The organism is Pseudoduganella buxea (assembly GCF_009720835.1).
Lineage (GTDB): Bacteria > Pseudomonadota > Gammaproteobacteria > Burkholderiales > Burkholderiaceae_D > Rugamonas > Rugamonas buxea.
In genome coordinates, this window is the sequence record NZ_WNKZ01000049.1 from 29374 (window position 1) to 44252 (window position 14879).

Here is a 14879-nt window from a genome sequence, read left to right on the forward strand (position 1 = left end):
AATCGCGATTACGCGCTTTCTTTCGCTGCAGCAACGCGACGCTGCGGCAGTTTTTCCTTGATACGTGCGGACTTGCCCGAACGCTCGCGCAGGTAGTACAGCTTGGCGCGACGGACGTCACCGCGACGCTTCACTTCGATCGAAGCGATCAGCGGGGAGTACAGCTGGAAGGTACGCTCGACGCCTTCGCCGGACGAGATCTTGCGAACGATGAAGTTCGAGTTCAGGCCACGGTTACGACGGGAGATGACGACGCCTTCGTAAGCCTGGGCGCGCTTGCGCGTGCCTTCGACCACGTTCACGCTGACAACCACGGTATCGCCAGGAGCGAAATCAGGGATGTTCTTGCCCAGGCGAGCGATTTCTTCTTGCTCGAGTTGCTGAATCAGATTCATTTTATGACTCCAATAACCATCTTGCCGGCGCTTCGCGTGGCCTGCGCCACTTGCCCGGTAGAGGATGGGGTTAAACACGCGGACAACCATTGTCCGCACGGTACTACAGCGGGTTTACAAACCCGCCAAAAACTTTTCGTCCTGCTTCGTCAACCGGCCCGCCTCGCGTGCCGCCTGCAGCAGGTCGGGACGCTTGCGGCTGGTGGCTTCGAGCATGCGCTCGCGGCGCCACTTGTTGATCTCGGCATGGTTGCCGCCCATCAGCACCGGCGGCACGGCCACGCCTTCGTACACTTCCGGCCGCGTGTAATGCGGCGAGTCCAGCAGGCCGTTGACGAAACTGTCCTCGACGGCCGACGCATCCGTGTTGAGCACGCCGGGCAACTGCCGCACGACGGCATCCATCAGCGCCATGGCCGGCAATTCGCCGCCGGACAACACGAAGTCGCCCAGGCTGATTTCCTCGTCGACGCAGCGGTCCAGCAGACGCTGGTCCACCGCCTCGTAGCGGCCGCACAGGATGACCAGGCCCGGTTCGGCTTTCAGCGCCATCACTTTCTCGTGCGTCAGCTGCCGGCCTTGCGGCGACATGAACACGACGCGCGGCGCCGGCAGGCCGGCCACGACCTGGCGCTGCTTCGCGGCGGCGATGGTCGCTTCCAGGGGCTTGGCCAGCATCACCATGCCGGGACCGCCGCCATAGGGGCGGTCGTCCACGGTGCGGTGATTGTCCGTCGTGAAATCGCGGGGATTCCACAGGGACAAGCCCCACCTGCCCTGCTCGTGAGCACGACGGGTGACGCCGGACTGGGTCAGCGCGGCGAACATTTCGGGGAACAGGGTAACGACGTCGAATTGCATTGCGGCGGGCTTTAGTAGTCCAGGCCCCAGTCCACGACGATCTTCTTCGCGTCCTTGTCCACCTTGATGACAAACTGGTCCACGAACGGAATCAGCCGCTCCTGCGCCGCTTCCGCGTCGACTGACTGCGACGTAATGCGCAAGATCGATTGCGGACCGTTGCTCATCATGTCGTGCACCGTGCCCAGGCGTTCGCCTTGCAGGTTTTCGACTTCCAGGCCAATCAGGTCGGCCCAGTAGAATTCGTTTTCTTCATCCAGCTGCGGGAACTGGCTGCGCGAAACGAGCACCGCGGTGCCCTTCAGCGCTTCGGCCTCGTCCCGGTCGGCAACGCCGCTGAGCTGGGCGACAACATCGCCGCCATGCAACTTGGCCCGCTTGACGGAAACGTCGCGCAGGCCCGGCTTATCCAGCCACCAGGTTGTCACGTGCAGCAAGGCATCGGCGTCATCGGAAAACGGGCGGACCCGCACTCCCCCTACCAGACCATAGGCGCCGTAGACAAAGCCTACTTGAACCAGGTCGTCGGGGATTTCCACCCCGGATGCTGTCTTGCCGGACAAACTGAAAACTTAGGCTGCTTTTTGACCAGCGACCAGACGGGCAACAGCTGGGGACAGCTGTGCGCCGACGCCTTGCCAGTAGGCCAGACGATCCGCGGCGACGCGCAGTGGCACTTCCTGGCCGGATGCCATTGGGTTGTAGAAACCAATGCGCTCGACGAAGCGGCCGTCACGACGATTGCGGGAATCGGTTGCAACGATGTTGTAGAAAGGGCGCTTCTTGGCGCCACCACGAGCTAAACGAATAACGACCATAATATTTCCAAAAAGTGTGCTGAGTCGGAAAAAGCCGCAGATTATAGCGTGCTTCTCCTCCGACTGCAAAGCATTAATAACAATGGGTGAGTGTTGGGGCAATCCGTGATTATCCCCTACTCTGGCGTTGCCGGCAATCTCTTATTGTCCCTGTCCGGCCATGCCGGCGCAGCCACACGGGACGGCAATTATGCAAGATACTGTGGGTCCCCGATGACTTTGCCCAGGCGCCATGTTGCAAACCACTCACAAGAACAAGACCTTCGCCACCCTGCTGGCCGCGCTGCTGGGCGCGGTCGGTGCCCACCGCTTCTACCTGGGCGGCCTGTATGACCGCTGGGGCTGGCTGCACGCCGTTGCCCTGCCCGCCAGCGGTGTCGTCATGGCGGCCGCGCCGGACGCCAACCCGTTTTTCTGGTACCTGCCCCTCACCGTGTCGCTGCTGGCCGCCTTCCTCGAAGCGCTGGTGTTGGGCCTGACGCCGGACGACAAGTGGGATGTCCGCTACAACGGGGCCTCCGGGCGTCACAGCGACTCGTCCTGGCCGCTGGCCATCGTGCTGGTCGCCACCGTGATGGTGGGTGCCGGCGTGCTGATCGCCGCGATGGCGCGCATGTCGGACCTGCTGTACACGGGTGGCGCCTACGGCTGAACGGACGCGGCTAATTTCCCTGTCACAAGCAATTACAATTTTGGCCAGCTGCTCTGCCGTGCGGCCCCTATACTGGGTCATCGAAATTTACTGCCAAGGAGCACTACCATGACGATCCGCGCAACCCTGCTTGCCCTTGCCCTGACCACGACGATGGCCGGTGCCAATGCCGATCCCCACCACAAGAAGCGGGTCTGCCATGACTGCGGCAAGGTTACCAGCGTCCGCGTGACGGAACAGGACGGCCGCGGCGGCGCCGCCGGCGTCGTGCTGGGCGGCGTCGCCGGTGGCCTGCTGGGCAACCAGGTTGGCAGCGGCACGGGCCGTTCGCTGGCCACCGTCGCCGGCGCCGTTGGCGGCGCCTATGCGGGCAAGCATATCGAAGGCAAGATCAACAAGGTCCGCACGTGGACCGTCAAGGTGCGCTATGACAATGGCCATACGGGCTCGTTCCAGTTCCGTAATGACCCGGGCATGCACAAGGGTGACCGCGTGCGCCGCGCCGACGGCAGCCTGCGCCGCGCCTGACGGGCAAAAAAATCCCTGCCGGAAGGGACAGCCCGGCAGGGCGCAAAGGCAAGTGCCCGTTCCGGGCCACTTCAATTCGTCCTACCGTTCCACACTACTCCTGCGCGGCGCTGCTGTAAGGTGCCATGACAATTGCACTGAACTATCAGACAGATCGTGACAATTGCCGCCGTCGTCAGGCGGTGACCCAATAGCGGCTGATATCGCCGAATCCCCACGCACTGGCTTCCTCCCGCGCCACGATGGCCTCGGCCAGCCCCGGCAGCGACAGGTCGACTTCCTCCGGCGCGATATAGCCCATCGACTTGGCCGAGAAAAACACCTTGACGATGGGTTTCAGCAGCGACTTGCTGTTGTCGACGACGACGCCCAGCCGGCTCGACTTCAGGCGCAGCAAGGTGCCGACCGGGTAGATCCCCATGCACTTGACGAAGGCGGCGAACAGGGTCGGGTCGAAGTGCCCTTCCCTGGTCCATTCGGCCATGCGCCGCAGCGACTCGGCCGGGCACCAGCCCGCCTTGTAGGGCCGGTTCGACGTGATCGCATCGTAGACGTCGCACACGGCGCCCATGCGCGCATGCACGCTGATCTGCTCGCCCCGCAAGCCGTGCGGATAGCCGCGGCCGTCATAGCGTTCATGATGGTGCAGGCAGACGTCGCGGGCAATATCGGGCACTTCGTGCCAGCCCGCCAGCGCCTCGAAACCTGCCACGGGGTGGCGCTTGACCTGCTCGAACTCCTCGTCCGTCAGCTTGCCCGGCTTGTTCAGGATGGCGGCCGGCACGGCCACCTTGCCCAGGTCGTGCAGCAGGCCGGCCAGGCCGCAGTCGCGCACTTCGCCGTCAGGCAGGCCCAGCTGGCGGGCCAGCGCGATCATCATCGCGCACACGGCCACCGAATGCAGGTAGGTATAGTCGTCGGCCTGTTTCAGCCGGACCAGGTTGATCAGCGCGCCCTGGTTGCGCATGACGGAGGCAGCCACATCCTCGACGAGGGTCACGGCGGCCGTTACGTCGCCCAGCCGGCCCATGCGCGCTTCATTGAACATCGTCATCACCGCGCCCTTGGCGCGCACGATCACCTTGGCGGCGCGGTGCATTTCCTCGCGCGTCGACGTGCGCTCGACCTTGGCGAAGGCAAACGGCGCCGGTGCCTCGGGCGCGGCGGCGACGGGCTTTTCCACGGCTGGCACCACGTCCAGGCCACGGTCGGTATCGATCCACAATTCGGTCACGCCGCCCGAACGCATCTTCGCCAGCACGTCGGCGGAGTCGATCGGGAAGGAGTTCTGCCAGAACGGCGTGTCGATCCACGATCCGGCGATCTTGTGGACATACATGCCCTTGCGGGCCTGCACTAAGGTGATTTTCTTCAGCATGGTTGCACGGTCATCGAAAGGCATCGGCTGCACGGGTCGCGGTGCATGCGATGCGAGGTCAAATGAGTGCCCTGCGAGGATTGGGGAGGAGCTTGGATTTGACGAAAGTGTTGCGAGTTATGGCAATAATGCTCGATTAGTTTCCTGAAGTCAATATGTTGCCCATGCTTTCGTTGCGTGTTCGTCACGCCGCCATTTGCGTGCCGCGCAGGAGCTTTGCCGTAATGCAATATCAACAGGCAATGTTCACACGATACTGGATCTTCCACTCACCCAGGAGGTTCTATGAAGCTGAGTAACGTGATGATGGCCTTGCTGCTGGCCACGGGCGCGGCGCAGATGGAGGCGCAGGCGGCCAAGAAAAAAGTGTGCAACGACTGCGGCATGGTGACGGACGTGCGCGTGACGGAGCGGGACGGCGAAGGCAGCGCGGCCGGCGCGATTGCCGGTGGCCTGGCCGGCGGCCTGCTGGGCAGCCAGGTCGGCAGCGGCAGTGGCCGCACGGTGGCCACCGTGGCGGGCGCGGCGGGCGGTGCCTACGCGGGCCGGCACGTCGAGGGCAAGCTGAACAAGGTGCGTGAATGGCACGTGACGGTAAAGTTCGACAACGGCAAGTCCGGCACGGTATCGTTCCCCAATGATCCCGCGCTGCTGATCGGCGACAAGGTCAAGCGACGCGACGGCACCCTGGTGCGGGGCTGACGCAGGAAAAAGGCGCCTTGCGGCGCCTTTCAACCTTCATGCCCCGTCCGGCTGTTTATTGCGGCCAGCGGCCCGGAAATTTCTTGCGCATGCTTTCCGCAACCTTGCCCAGGTCGCCGTAAGGCACGGCATATGGCGTCTTGCTGTCGATCGCCTTCCACGTCGTGTACATGACGCCGTCGATCGGCGCCAGCGTCGTCGCCATCACGTCGGTCCAGTTCGTCACGCTCGCGAGGTTATCGTAGTACAAGGCCACCACCTGCTTGTGGCCTTCTTCCGCGAACTGCGCCAGCGATGCGCGGCGGTCGTCGTCGTCCTTCGTCGTCGTGCCGCTGCCGCCGACCCAGTTGACGATGACGATATCCGGATTGAGCGGCGTCTGCCACTTGCTCAGGTCGCCCTTGACATACCAGTAGGACGGCACGGCATTCATCTTCAGGTCGAACATATCGTTCCACGTCAGGATCTCGACGGGTTTGGCGTAGGCATCCTTGACCTTGGCCGTCACGCCGTTGACCATCGTGCGCAGGTACTCGCCCGCCGTCGGCACGGCCAGCTTGCAGCTGGGGTCCCAGTTGAACAGGCGGATTTCGTCGTAGTACATGAAGTAGCGCGCCTTGGCCTGGCTGGCGAACTTGTCGCCGAAGTAGCCGTACAGCTTGTCGTACAGGGCCTTCTGCGTGTTGAAGTACCTGCCGTCCGTCGTGCACATGGTTGCCGGCGTGCCCCAGCGGCCCGTCATGTTGACGCCGGACTGGTACCACGACACGGTGAGCTTCTGGCCATTGGCGATGGCACTGCCGGACGGGATCGTCAGCGTCGTCTTGTCGGCGCCGCCGATGATGTAGTCCTTGCCTTCCACGAACGCGGCGCCACCGGCTGCCGGCTTGACGACGACGGGCGTCGAGCCGCGGCGCACCGGGTGGGCCAGGCCCAGCTCCTGCACCTGCAGGTCATCCACCCATACGGCGGTTCCGGCCACGCCGATCGACTGCGTGCCCATGTACATGCGCACGGCCGACTTGTCGCCCGAGTTGAAGTCCAGGTCATAACGCTTCCAGTCCTGGCCGGCGGTCAGCACGGTGCCGTCGGAATTGCCCACCGCGTTCCACTCGCCGTCCGCCTTCGTGCCCCAGCCCAGGCGCGAGCTGGCGTTGGCATAGATCGGCTGGGAGGAACCCGTCGGGTACATGTGGAAGTACAGTTTTTCGGTGGCATGGCCCGGGCTGGTCTTGAGCCAGAACGACACGCGGTAGGCCTTGTTCGGGCTGACCTTGAATTCGCGCATCAGGCGCGAGTTCAGGTAGCCTTCGCGCGTGCCGGGCACCAACTTGGCGGAGCTGACCAGGTCGGCGCGGTCGTCCACCCTGCCCACCGTCCTGTCGATCGATACATAGGGATTGTTCGCATCGGGACCGATGTCCATCTCCCAGCCGCCCTTGACGTCGAAGGTGCCTTCCGTCACGACCGGCGTGGGCACGATCGACGCGACGCCGTCGGTGACGAGGTAGGTGGCGCTGGCCGGCAGCGCTTCGGTCAGTGTCGGGTCGACAGCGGCAGGGGCGTCGGGGCCGCCACCGACGGGGATCAGCTCGATGCCATTGGCGACGGCCAGCTGCACCAGCTCCTTCAGGTTCTTGTCCAGATTCACCATATCGGTACTGCCGGGATTCGCCAGCAGCTGCGTGTAACTGCCGGAGCCGCCGCTGTTGAGCGCGATGCCGTTGAAGCCGTGGGTCTTGGCGTCGGCGATCAAGGTCTTCAGGGCGGCCAGCTGGTCGGCTTTCGCCACGTTGCCGCCAAAATAGATCCACCGCTTGGCGAAGCAGTTCGGGCAGTTGGCGTCGGCCGCCGAAGCGGACAAGGTGGTCAAGGCCAGGACAGCTGCGCTGATGGCTTTCAAGCCGAATGAGGACATGCGGTTCTCCGGTAGTGGACTGGAAGTCACCGATTCTACCGTCCGCCATTGCCGTAAAAACTCACGAAAACCCACTTGGACCTGTCAGTCCTGACAGGTGGTTCCACCACCGCGGATCGAAAAAAAAGCGCCTCGCGGCGCTTTGCGTGTTGCAACAATTGCCGAGAAAATGGGGTCTGTCCCCATTTTCCCGGCAACTTCGTCAGAACTGGTCTTCCGTCAGCGCCAGCACGCCGGCGTGGCCGTCGACGATGGAACCGGCCAGGCCGGCCGACTGCGCCAGGATATGGTCGGCGAAGAAGCGTGCGGTACCGATCTTGGCCGTGTAGAACGAGGCGTCGTAGCTGCCTTCGGCCAGCTTCTTCTGCGCGATCAGCGCGGCGCGCGCCATCTGCCAGCCGCCCAGCACGATGCCGGCCAGCTTCAGGTACGGCACGCTGCCGGCGAAGACGGCCTTGACGTCACCCTTGACGTTGGCCAGCACGAAGTTGACCACCGCTTCCAGGTCGGCGGCGCCCTGCTCCAGGTGCTTGCGGATGGCGGCGAAAGCGGCCGCGTGCTCGCCCGTGGCCTGCTCGCCCAGCTGGGTCGCCGTGGCGCGCACTTGCGCGATCAGGTGATTGGCTACCTTGCCGCCGTCGCGTACCGTCTTGCGGCCCACCAGGTCGTTGGCCTGGATGGCCGTCGTGCCTTCGTAGATCGGCAGGATCTTGGCGTCGCGGTAGTGCTGCGCCGCGCCCGTCTCCTCGATGAAGCCCATGCCGCCGTGTACCTGCACGCCGTCGCGCGCGACGTTCTCGCTCATCTCGGTCGACCAGCCCTTGATGACGGGGACCAGGTATTCGTAGATCGCCATGTGGGCCGCGCGGGTTTCTCCGTCCGCATGGTAGTGGGCGATGTCGCTGTAGCCGGCGCCGACATAGGCCAGCGCGCGCGCCGCCTCGGTCTGCGAGCGCATCGACATCAGCATGCGGCGCACGTCCGGATGGTGGATGATCGAGACCGGGCCGGCGGAACCGGCCAGGTCGCGCGACTGCACGCGGTCCTTGGCGAAAGCCACGGCCTGCTGGTAGGCGTTCTCCGCCAGGCCGATGCCCTGGATGCCGACGCCGAAGCGAGCCGCGTTCATCATGATGAACATGTATTCCAGGCCGCGGTTCTCTTCGCCCACCAGCGTGCCGATGGCGCCGCCGTTGTCGCCGAACTGCAGCACGGCCGTCGGGCTGGCCTTGATGCCCAGCTTGTGTTCGATCGACACGCAGTGCGCGTCATTGCGCTCGCCCAGCGAGCCATCGGCATTGACCATGAACTTCGGCACGATGAACAGCGAGATGCCCTTCACGCCTGCCGGTGCATCCGGCGTGCGCGCCAGCACCAGGTGCACGATGTTTTCCGTCATGTCGTGCTCGCCCCACGTGATGAAGATCTTGGTGCCGAATATCTTGTAGGTGCCGTCGCCCTGCGGCACGGCGCGGGTGCGCACGGCGGCCAGGTCGGAACCGGCCTGCGGTTCCGTCAGGTTCATCGTGCCGGTCCACTTGCCCGTCACCAGCGGCTCCAGGTAGGTGGCTTTCTGTTCGTCGCTGCCGGCCGTCAGCAGCGCTTCGATGGCACCGTCCGACAGCAGGGCCACCAGGCCATACGACAGGTTGGCGCCTTGCAGCATCTCGACGCATGGCGTGCCCACCAGCTTGGGCAGGCCCTGGCCGCCGAAGTCCTGCGGGTGCTGCAGGCCCTGCCAGCCCGCGTCGGCGAACTGGCGGAAGGCTTCCTTGAAGCCCTTGCTGGTGGTGACCTGGCCGTCGTGCCAGAAGCTGGGCTCCTTGTCGCCGGCGTGGTTCAGCGGGGCGACGACGCCGCTGACGAATTTCGCGTTCTCTTCCAGCACGGCTTCGGCGGTCTCCGGCGTGGCATCCTCGCAGCCGGGCAGCGCGTTCACGGCTGCCAGGTTGGCCAGTTCGTTCATCACGAACAGCATGTCCTTGATCGGGGCTTTGTAAGTCATCTTCTCTCTCCAAGAAAAAAGCCACGGTGGCCGGCGTCTTGTGCCTGGCCAGCGTGGCTCGGTAATTCAGTCCCGTGGGGGAATCAGCCCAGTTCCTTGACCAGTTGCGGCACGATCTCGAACAGGTCGCCGACGATGCCGTAGTCGGCCACGGAGAAGATCGGCGCTTCCGGGTCCTTGTTGATGGCGACGATGGTCTTCGAATCCTTCATGCCGGCCAGGTGCTGGATCGCGCCGGAGATACCGACGGCGATGTACAGCGACGGCGCGACGATCTTGCCGGTCTGGCCGACCTGCCAGTCGTTCGGCACGAAGCCGGCATCGACGGCGGCGCGCGAGGCGCCCATTGCCGCGTTCAGCTTGTCGGCCAGCGGTTCCAGGATCTTGAAGTTGTCGGCCGAACCGATGCCGCGACCGCCCGAGACGATGATCTTCGCCGCAGTCAGTTCCGGACGGTCCGACTTGGCCAGCTCGCGGCCGACGAAGGCGGACTTGCCCGAATCGGCGACGGCCGTCAGCGTTTCCGTGGCGGCCGAACCGCCGGTGGATGCAGCCGAGTCGAAACCGGTGGTGCGCACGGTGATGACCTTGATCTTGTCGGACGACTGCACGGTGGCGATGGCGTTACCGGCATAGATCGGGCGCTCGAAGGTGTCGGGCGAATCGACCTTGGTGATCTCGGAGATCTGGGCCACGTCCAGCTTGGCGGCCACGCGCGGCAGGATGTTCTTGCCGTAGGCGGTGGCGGGGGCCAGGATGTGCGAGTAGTTGCCGGCGACGGCCAGCACCTGCTCGGCCACGTTTTCGGCCAGGCCGTCGGCGAAGTGCGGCGCGTCGGCGACCAGCACTTTCGTGACGCCGGCGATCTGCGCGGCCTGCTCGGCGGCGGCGCCGGCGTTGGAACCTGCGACCAGCACGTGGACTTCGCCGCCGCACTGGGCGGCTGCGGTCACGGTGTGGTGGGTGCTGCCCTTCAGGCTAGCGTTGTCGTGTTCTGCGATGACGAGTGCGACCATGATTTTTCCTTGTTGACTGCGGCGCCCGGGTACTGGTCCCGGTCGGGGTCGTCCCCGCAGGGGGACCGACGCCGATTGTTGGCGTGCGCCGCGAATTATTTAGATGACTTTGGCTTCGGTGCGCAGCTTGGCAACCAGCGTGGCGACGTCCGGAACCTTGATGCCGGCCGAGCGCTTGGCCGGCTCGACGACCTTCAGGGTCTTCAGGCGCGGGGTCACGTCGACGCCCAGGTCTTCCGGCTTGATCGTTTCCAGCGGCTTCTTCTTGGCCTTCATGATGTTCGGCAGGGTCACGTAGCGCGGCTCGTTCAGGCGCAGGTCGGTGGTGACGATGGCCGGCAGGGTCAGGGCCACGGTTTCCAGGCCGCCGTCCACTTCACGCGTCACGGTTGCCTTGCCGTCTTCCAGCACGACCTTCGAGGCGAACGTCGCCTGCGGCCAACCCAGCATGGCGGCCAGCATCTGCCCGGTCTGGTTGGAGTCGTCGTCGATGGCCTGCTTGCCCAGGATGATCAGCTGCGGCTGTTCCTTGTCGGCCAGCGCTTTCAGCAGCTTGGCCACGGCCAGCGGTTCCAGCTCGGCGGTGGTTTCGACCAGGATGCCGCGGTCGGCGCCGATGGCCATGCCGGTACGCAGGGTTTCCTGGCATTGCGTCACGCCGCAGGACACGGCCACCACTTCCGTCACTTTGCCCGCTTCCTTCAGGCGCGTCGCTTCTTCCATCGCGATCTCGTCGAACGGGTTCATCGACATTTTGACGTTGGCGATATCGACGCCAGTGCCGTCGGACTTGACGCGTACCTTGACGTTGTAGTCGACCACGCGTTTGACAGGTACCAGGACTTTCATGGGATGCCTTTGGGAAAAAGTGATAGTGAAATGTGGGCTAGATTATATGAGTTTTTCTAAGCCGGCACTGAATTAAAGCACGATCGTGCGATTTTTTGTTAGTGTTAGCGCTCTAAAATAACAAAGGACAGCTCCGGGTGCGGAACTGTCCTGCTGTTTCAGGGGTGCTGTGCCTGCGTTTCTGCGCCGAAGCGCAGCCTTGGGCAAATTAAATACTTATTTGCGGCGCATCAGGAACGTGAACTCGGCACCATGCTGGACGTGCGACAGCAGCGGGTTGCCCGTTTGCTTGGCGAAGGCCTGGAAATCCCGGACGGAACCCGGATCGGTCGCCATGATGCGCAGGACCTGGCCGCTCTCGAGTTCGGCGAGAGCCTTTTTTGCCTTCAGGATCGGCAGCGGGCAGTTCAAACCGCGCGCATCGAGTTCCTTATGAAATTCCATGATTTCGGTTTCGAGTAGAGTTTCGCTCATCAAATTTCTCGCCAATTTTTGTGCAGAGTCGCCACAGTCTACCCCAAATTACCCGCCGTGACGCACTGCACCAAAATTGTTCATTAGTCGTTGCAAAGTTGCAACGTCAGATTCATGTAAGACAACGGGGTCGCAACGAGGTCCCGATCTGACGCGCAAGGACGGGAGTATAAGCCAAAAACCCCATCTGACGCACTGCGACATGATGGTGCAGCGGGCGCACCGCTTTGGGTGACGGGCCCGGCCGAGGCCATGAATCCTGCTCATCCATAGACGGCCGTCGGCCACCGCGCCCGCATGAAAAAAAGGCGGCCGAAGCCGCCTTTTCCGGAAGCGCGAGAACTCAGATCTTCGACTCGACCCAACCCGCCACGCCGGCCAGGGCCTGCGGCAGCGCGGCCGGGTTGGTGCCGCCGGCCTGGGCCATGTCCGGACGGCCACCGCCCTTGCCGCCGACCTGCTGGGCGACGAAGTTGACCAGTTCGCCGGCCTTGACCTTGCCGATCGAATCGGCGGTGACGCCGGCGATCAGGCTGACCTTGCCGTCGGCGACGCTGGCCAGCACGATGGCGGCCGTCTTCAGCTTGTCCTTGAGCTTGTCCATCGTCTCGCGCAGCGCGTTGACGTCGGCGCCTTCCATCGTGGCGGCCAGCACCTTCAGGCCCTTGACGTCGACGGCCTGGGTGGCCAGCTCGTCGCCCTGGCCCGATGCCAGCTTCGATTTCAGCGCATTGAGTTCCTTTTCCAGCGTCTTGACCTGGTCCTGCACCTGGCCGATACGGCTGGTGAGCTCTTCCGGCGTGGCCTTCAGCGCGGTCGCCGCTTCGTTCAGGCGGCGCGTCATCGACTGGACCAGCGCCAGCGCGCCCTCGCCCGTCACGGCTTCGATACGGCGGATACCGGCCGCCACGCCGCCTTCGGAGACGATCTTGAACAGGCCGATGTCACCGGTGCGGTTGACGTGCACGCCGCCGCACAGTTCCTTGGACGTGCCGATATCGAGCACGCGCACCTGGTCGCCGTACTTCTCGCCGAACAGGGCCATCGCGCCATGCTTGACGGCGTCGTCGAAGGACATGTGCTGGGCCTTCGTCGGATGGTTCTCCAGGATTTCCTTGTTCACCAGCGCCTCGACCTGCGCGATCTGCTCGGGCGTTACGGGAGCGTTGTGGCTGAAGTCGAAACGGGTCTTGTCGGGATCGACCAGCGAGCCCTTTTGCGCCACGTGGCCGCCCAGCACCTCGCGCAGCGCCTTGTGCATCAGGTGCGTGGCCGAGTGGTTGCGGATGGTGCGGTTGCGCTTGGCCGTATCGACCAGGGCCGACACCTTGTCGCCCACCTTCAGCGAACCCGCTTCCAGGGTGCCGTGCTGGCCAAAGACGTCCGGCTGGATCTTCAGCGTATCGTCCACGGCGAACTTCGCGTCGGCGGTCTGGATGACGCCCTGGTCGCCCACCTGGCCGCCCGATTCGGCGTAGAATGGCGTGGAGTCCAGCACCACGATGCCCTGCTCGCCCGCCTTGAGTTCCTGCACCGGCGCGCCATTGCTGTAAAGGGCGATGACGGTGGAGTCGAAATTAAGCTGTTCGTAGCCGACGAAGGCCGTCTTGGCGCCGCTGTATTCCACGTTGGCTGCCATCTTGAACTTGCCGGCCGCGCGGGCCGTCTTCTTCTGGTTTTCCATCGCCTCGGCGAAGCCTGCTTCATCGAGCGTGATGCCACGCTCGCGGCAGATGTCGGCCGTCAGGTCGAGCGGGAAGCCGTAGGTGTCGTACAGCGTGAAGGCGGTGGCGCCATCGAGCTTGGTGGCATCCTTGGCCAGCTGCGCTTCCAGGATCTTCATGCCGTTTTCCAGCGTTTCGCCGAAACGCTCTTCCTCGGTCTTCAGCACCTGCTGGACATAGGACAGCTTGTCCGTCAGTTCCGGATAGGCCGTGCCCATCTCGGCGTTCAGGTCGGCCGCCAGCTTGTAGAAGAACGGCTTGGTCTGGCCCAGCTTGTGACCGTGGCGCAGCGCGCGGCGGATGATGCGGCGCAGTACATAGCCGTGACCTTCCGAGCTCGGAATGATGCCGTCGACGATCAGGAAGGCGGCGGCGCGGATATGGTCGGCGATGACGCGCAGCGACTTGCTTTCCAGGTCTTCCACGCCCGTTTCGCGCGCGGCGGCCTTGATCAGGGCCTGGAACAGGTCGATCTCGTAGTTGCTGTGCACGTGCTGCAGCACGGCGGCCAAACGCTCCATGCCCATGCCCGTGTCGACGCAGGGCTTCGGCAGCTTCGTCATATTGCCCGCTTCATCGCGGTTGAACTGCATGAACACGAGGTTCCAGATCTCGATGAAGCGGTCGCCGTCTTCGTCGGGCGAGCCCGGTGGGCCGCCCCAGATGTCGGCGCCGTGGTCGTAGAAGATCTCCGTGCACGGGCCGCACGGGCCCGTATCGGCCATCTGCCAGAAGTTGTCCGACGCGTAGCGGGCGCCCTTGTTGTCGCCGATGCGGATGATGCGCTCGCGCGGCACGCCCACTTCGTTGGCCCAGATGTCGTAGGCTTCGTCGTCTTCCTGGTAGACGGTGACGGTCAGCTTCTCGGCCGGCAGCATGTAGACCTTCGTCAGCAGCTCCCAGGCGTAGGCGATGGCGTCGCGCTTGAAGTAGTCGCCGAAGCTGAAGTTACCCAGCATCTCGAAGAAGGTGTGGTGACGGGCCGTGTAGCCGACGTTTTCCAGGTCGTTGTGCTTGCCGCCGGCGCGCACGCAGCGCTGCACGGACGTGGCGCGCGAATACGGGCGCGAATCCAGGCCCAGGAACACGTCCTTGAACTGCACCATGCCCGAGTTGGTCAGCAGCATGGTCGGATCGTTACCCGGCACCAGCGGGCTGGAACGGACGATCGTGTGACCCTTGGACTCGAAGAATTTGAGGAACTTCTCGCGGATTTCAGTTGATTTCATGTCGTGTTGGCTAGTGCGGGCCACGGCCCTGGCTGATATGCAAAACGCCGATTATATAACGCAAGCGCTACTTGAAGTCGGGGGGCAGGAGATCGATGCGGTCAGTGCAAATGGCGTCGACGCCCCAGTCCAGCAGGGTACGGGCACGGGCCGGATCGTTGACGGTATAGCAAAACAGGCCAAAACCGGCCGCCTTGACGGCCGCGGCCTGCGCGGCCGTCAGGTGCCGGTGGTCGACGTGGACGGACAGCACGCCCAACTCGCGCGCCTGCGCTTCCCAATCCGGCGGCAAGGCGCCGAAGGCGATGGCGCGCGGCAGCTCGGGCGCGG

General features: G+C 64.0%; 15 protein-coding genes. 3 read left to right on the forward strand and 12 right to left on the reverse strand.

The genetic code is table 11. From position 1 onward, the window contains the following. Positions 1–8 precede the first annotated feature (8 nt). The 4 genes from rplS to rpsP form a co-directional block, all read right to left on the reverse strand. Positions 9–395, reverse strand: a complete 387-nt coding sequence (gene rplS, locus GM672_RS16655; protein ID WP_155471661.1) for a 50S ribosomal protein L19 — start codon at positions 393–395, stop codon at positions 9–11. A gap of 114 nt (positions 396–509) precedes the next feature. Beyond that, positions 510–1256: a tRNA (guanosine(37)-N1)-methyltransferase TrmD gene (gene trmD / locus GM672_RS16660; protein WP_155471662.1), complete on the reverse strand. Its 747-nt coding sequence runs from the start codon at positions 1254–1256 to the stop codon at positions 510–512. A gap of 11 nt (positions 1257–1267) precedes the next feature. Next, a complete protein-coding gene (gene rimM / locus GM672_RS16665; protein WP_188915987.1) occupies positions 1268–1795 on the reverse strand; it encodes a ribosome maturation factor RimM in 528 nt (175 codons plus the stop codon). A gap of 33 nt (positions 1796–1828) precedes the next feature. After that, positions 1829–2074, reverse strand: coding sequence for a 30S ribosomal protein S16 (gene rpsP, locus GM672_RS16670; RefSeq protein ID WP_155471664.1), 246 nt, complete (start codon positions 2072–2074; stop codon positions 1829–1831). A 232-nt stretch (positions 2075–2306) separates the two neighbouring features. Here rpsP and GM672_RS16675 point away from each other — a divergent pair, with 232 nt between their 5' ends. Further along, complete coding sequence (locus GM672_RS16675) at positions 2307–2726, forward strand: NINE protein (RefSeq protein WP_155471665.1); 420 nt, start codon at positions 2307–2309, stop codon at positions 2724–2726. A 108-nt stretch (positions 2727–2834) separates the two neighbouring features. Continuing rightward, complete coding sequence (locus GM672_RS16680) at positions 2835–3254, forward strand: glycine zipper 2TM domain-containing protein (protein WP_155471666.1); 420 nt, start codon at positions 2835–2837, stop codon at positions 3252–3254. 175 nt (positions 3255–3429) lie between these two features. On the opposite strand, the gene GM672_RS16685 is transcribed toward GM672_RS16680, so the two are convergent. Then, a complete protein-coding gene (locus GM672_RS16685; RefSeq protein WP_155471667.1) occupies positions 3430–4632 on the reverse strand; it encodes an HD-GYP domain-containing protein in 1203 nt (400 codons plus the stop codon). Positions 4633–4917: 285 nt separating this feature from the next. On the opposite strand from GM672_RS16685, the gene GM672_RS16690 reads away from it, so the two are divergent. After that, complete coding sequence (locus GM672_RS16690) at positions 4918–5334, forward strand: glycine zipper 2TM domain-containing protein (RefSeq protein WP_155471668.1); 417 nt, start codon at positions 4918–4920, stop codon at positions 5332–5334. Between the two features lie 55 nt (positions 5335–5389). Here the strand turns inward: GM672_RS16690 and GM672_RS16695 are convergent, their stop codons facing one another. From GM672_RS16695 to GM672_RS16725, 7 genes are all read right to left on the reverse strand, one after another. Beyond that, positions 5390–7252: a hypothetical protein gene (locus GM672_RS16695; protein WP_155471669.1), complete on the reverse strand. Its 1863-nt coding sequence runs from the start codon at positions 7250–7252 to the stop codon at positions 5390–5392. 202 nt (positions 7253–7454) lie between these two features. Further along, the gene (locus GM672_RS16700) at positions 7455–9257 is read right to left on the reverse strand and encodes an acyl-CoA dehydrogenase (RefSeq protein ID WP_155471670.1); all 1803 of its coding nucleotides are present in this window, start codon (positions 9255–9257) and stop codon (positions 7455–7457) included. Positions 9258–9340: 83 nt separating this feature from the next. Then, positions 9341–10273 (reverse strand): electron transfer flavoprotein subunit alpha/FixB family protein, encoded by a 933-nt coding sequence (locus GM672_RS16705; RefSeq protein WP_155471671.1) that lies wholly within the window; start codon positions 10271–10273, stop codon positions 9341–9343. Between the two features lie 99 nt (positions 10274–10372). Beyond that, positions 10373–11122, reverse strand: coding sequence for an electron transfer flavoprotein subunit beta/FixA family protein (locus GM672_RS16710; RefSeq protein ID WP_155471672.1), 750 nt, complete (start codon positions 11120–11122; stop codon positions 10373–10375). A gap of 216 nt (positions 11123–11338) precedes the next feature. Further along, a complete protein-coding gene (locus GM672_RS16715) occupies positions 11339–11566 on the reverse strand; it encodes a sulfurtransferase TusA family protein (RefSeq protein ID WP_155471676.1) in 228 nt (75 codons plus the stop codon). Positions 11567–11939: 373 nt separating this feature from the next. Then, a complete protein-coding gene (gene alaS / locus GM672_RS16720; RefSeq protein ID WP_155471673.1) occupies positions 11940–14549 on the reverse strand; it encodes an alanine--tRNA ligase in 2610 nt (869 codons plus the stop codon). 67 nt (positions 14550–14616) lie between these two features. After that, on the reverse strand, positions 14617–14879 hold a 263-nt coding region (locus tag GM672_RS16725), incomplete at its 5' end, for a glycerophosphodiester phosphodiesterase family protein (protein ID WP_260115691.1).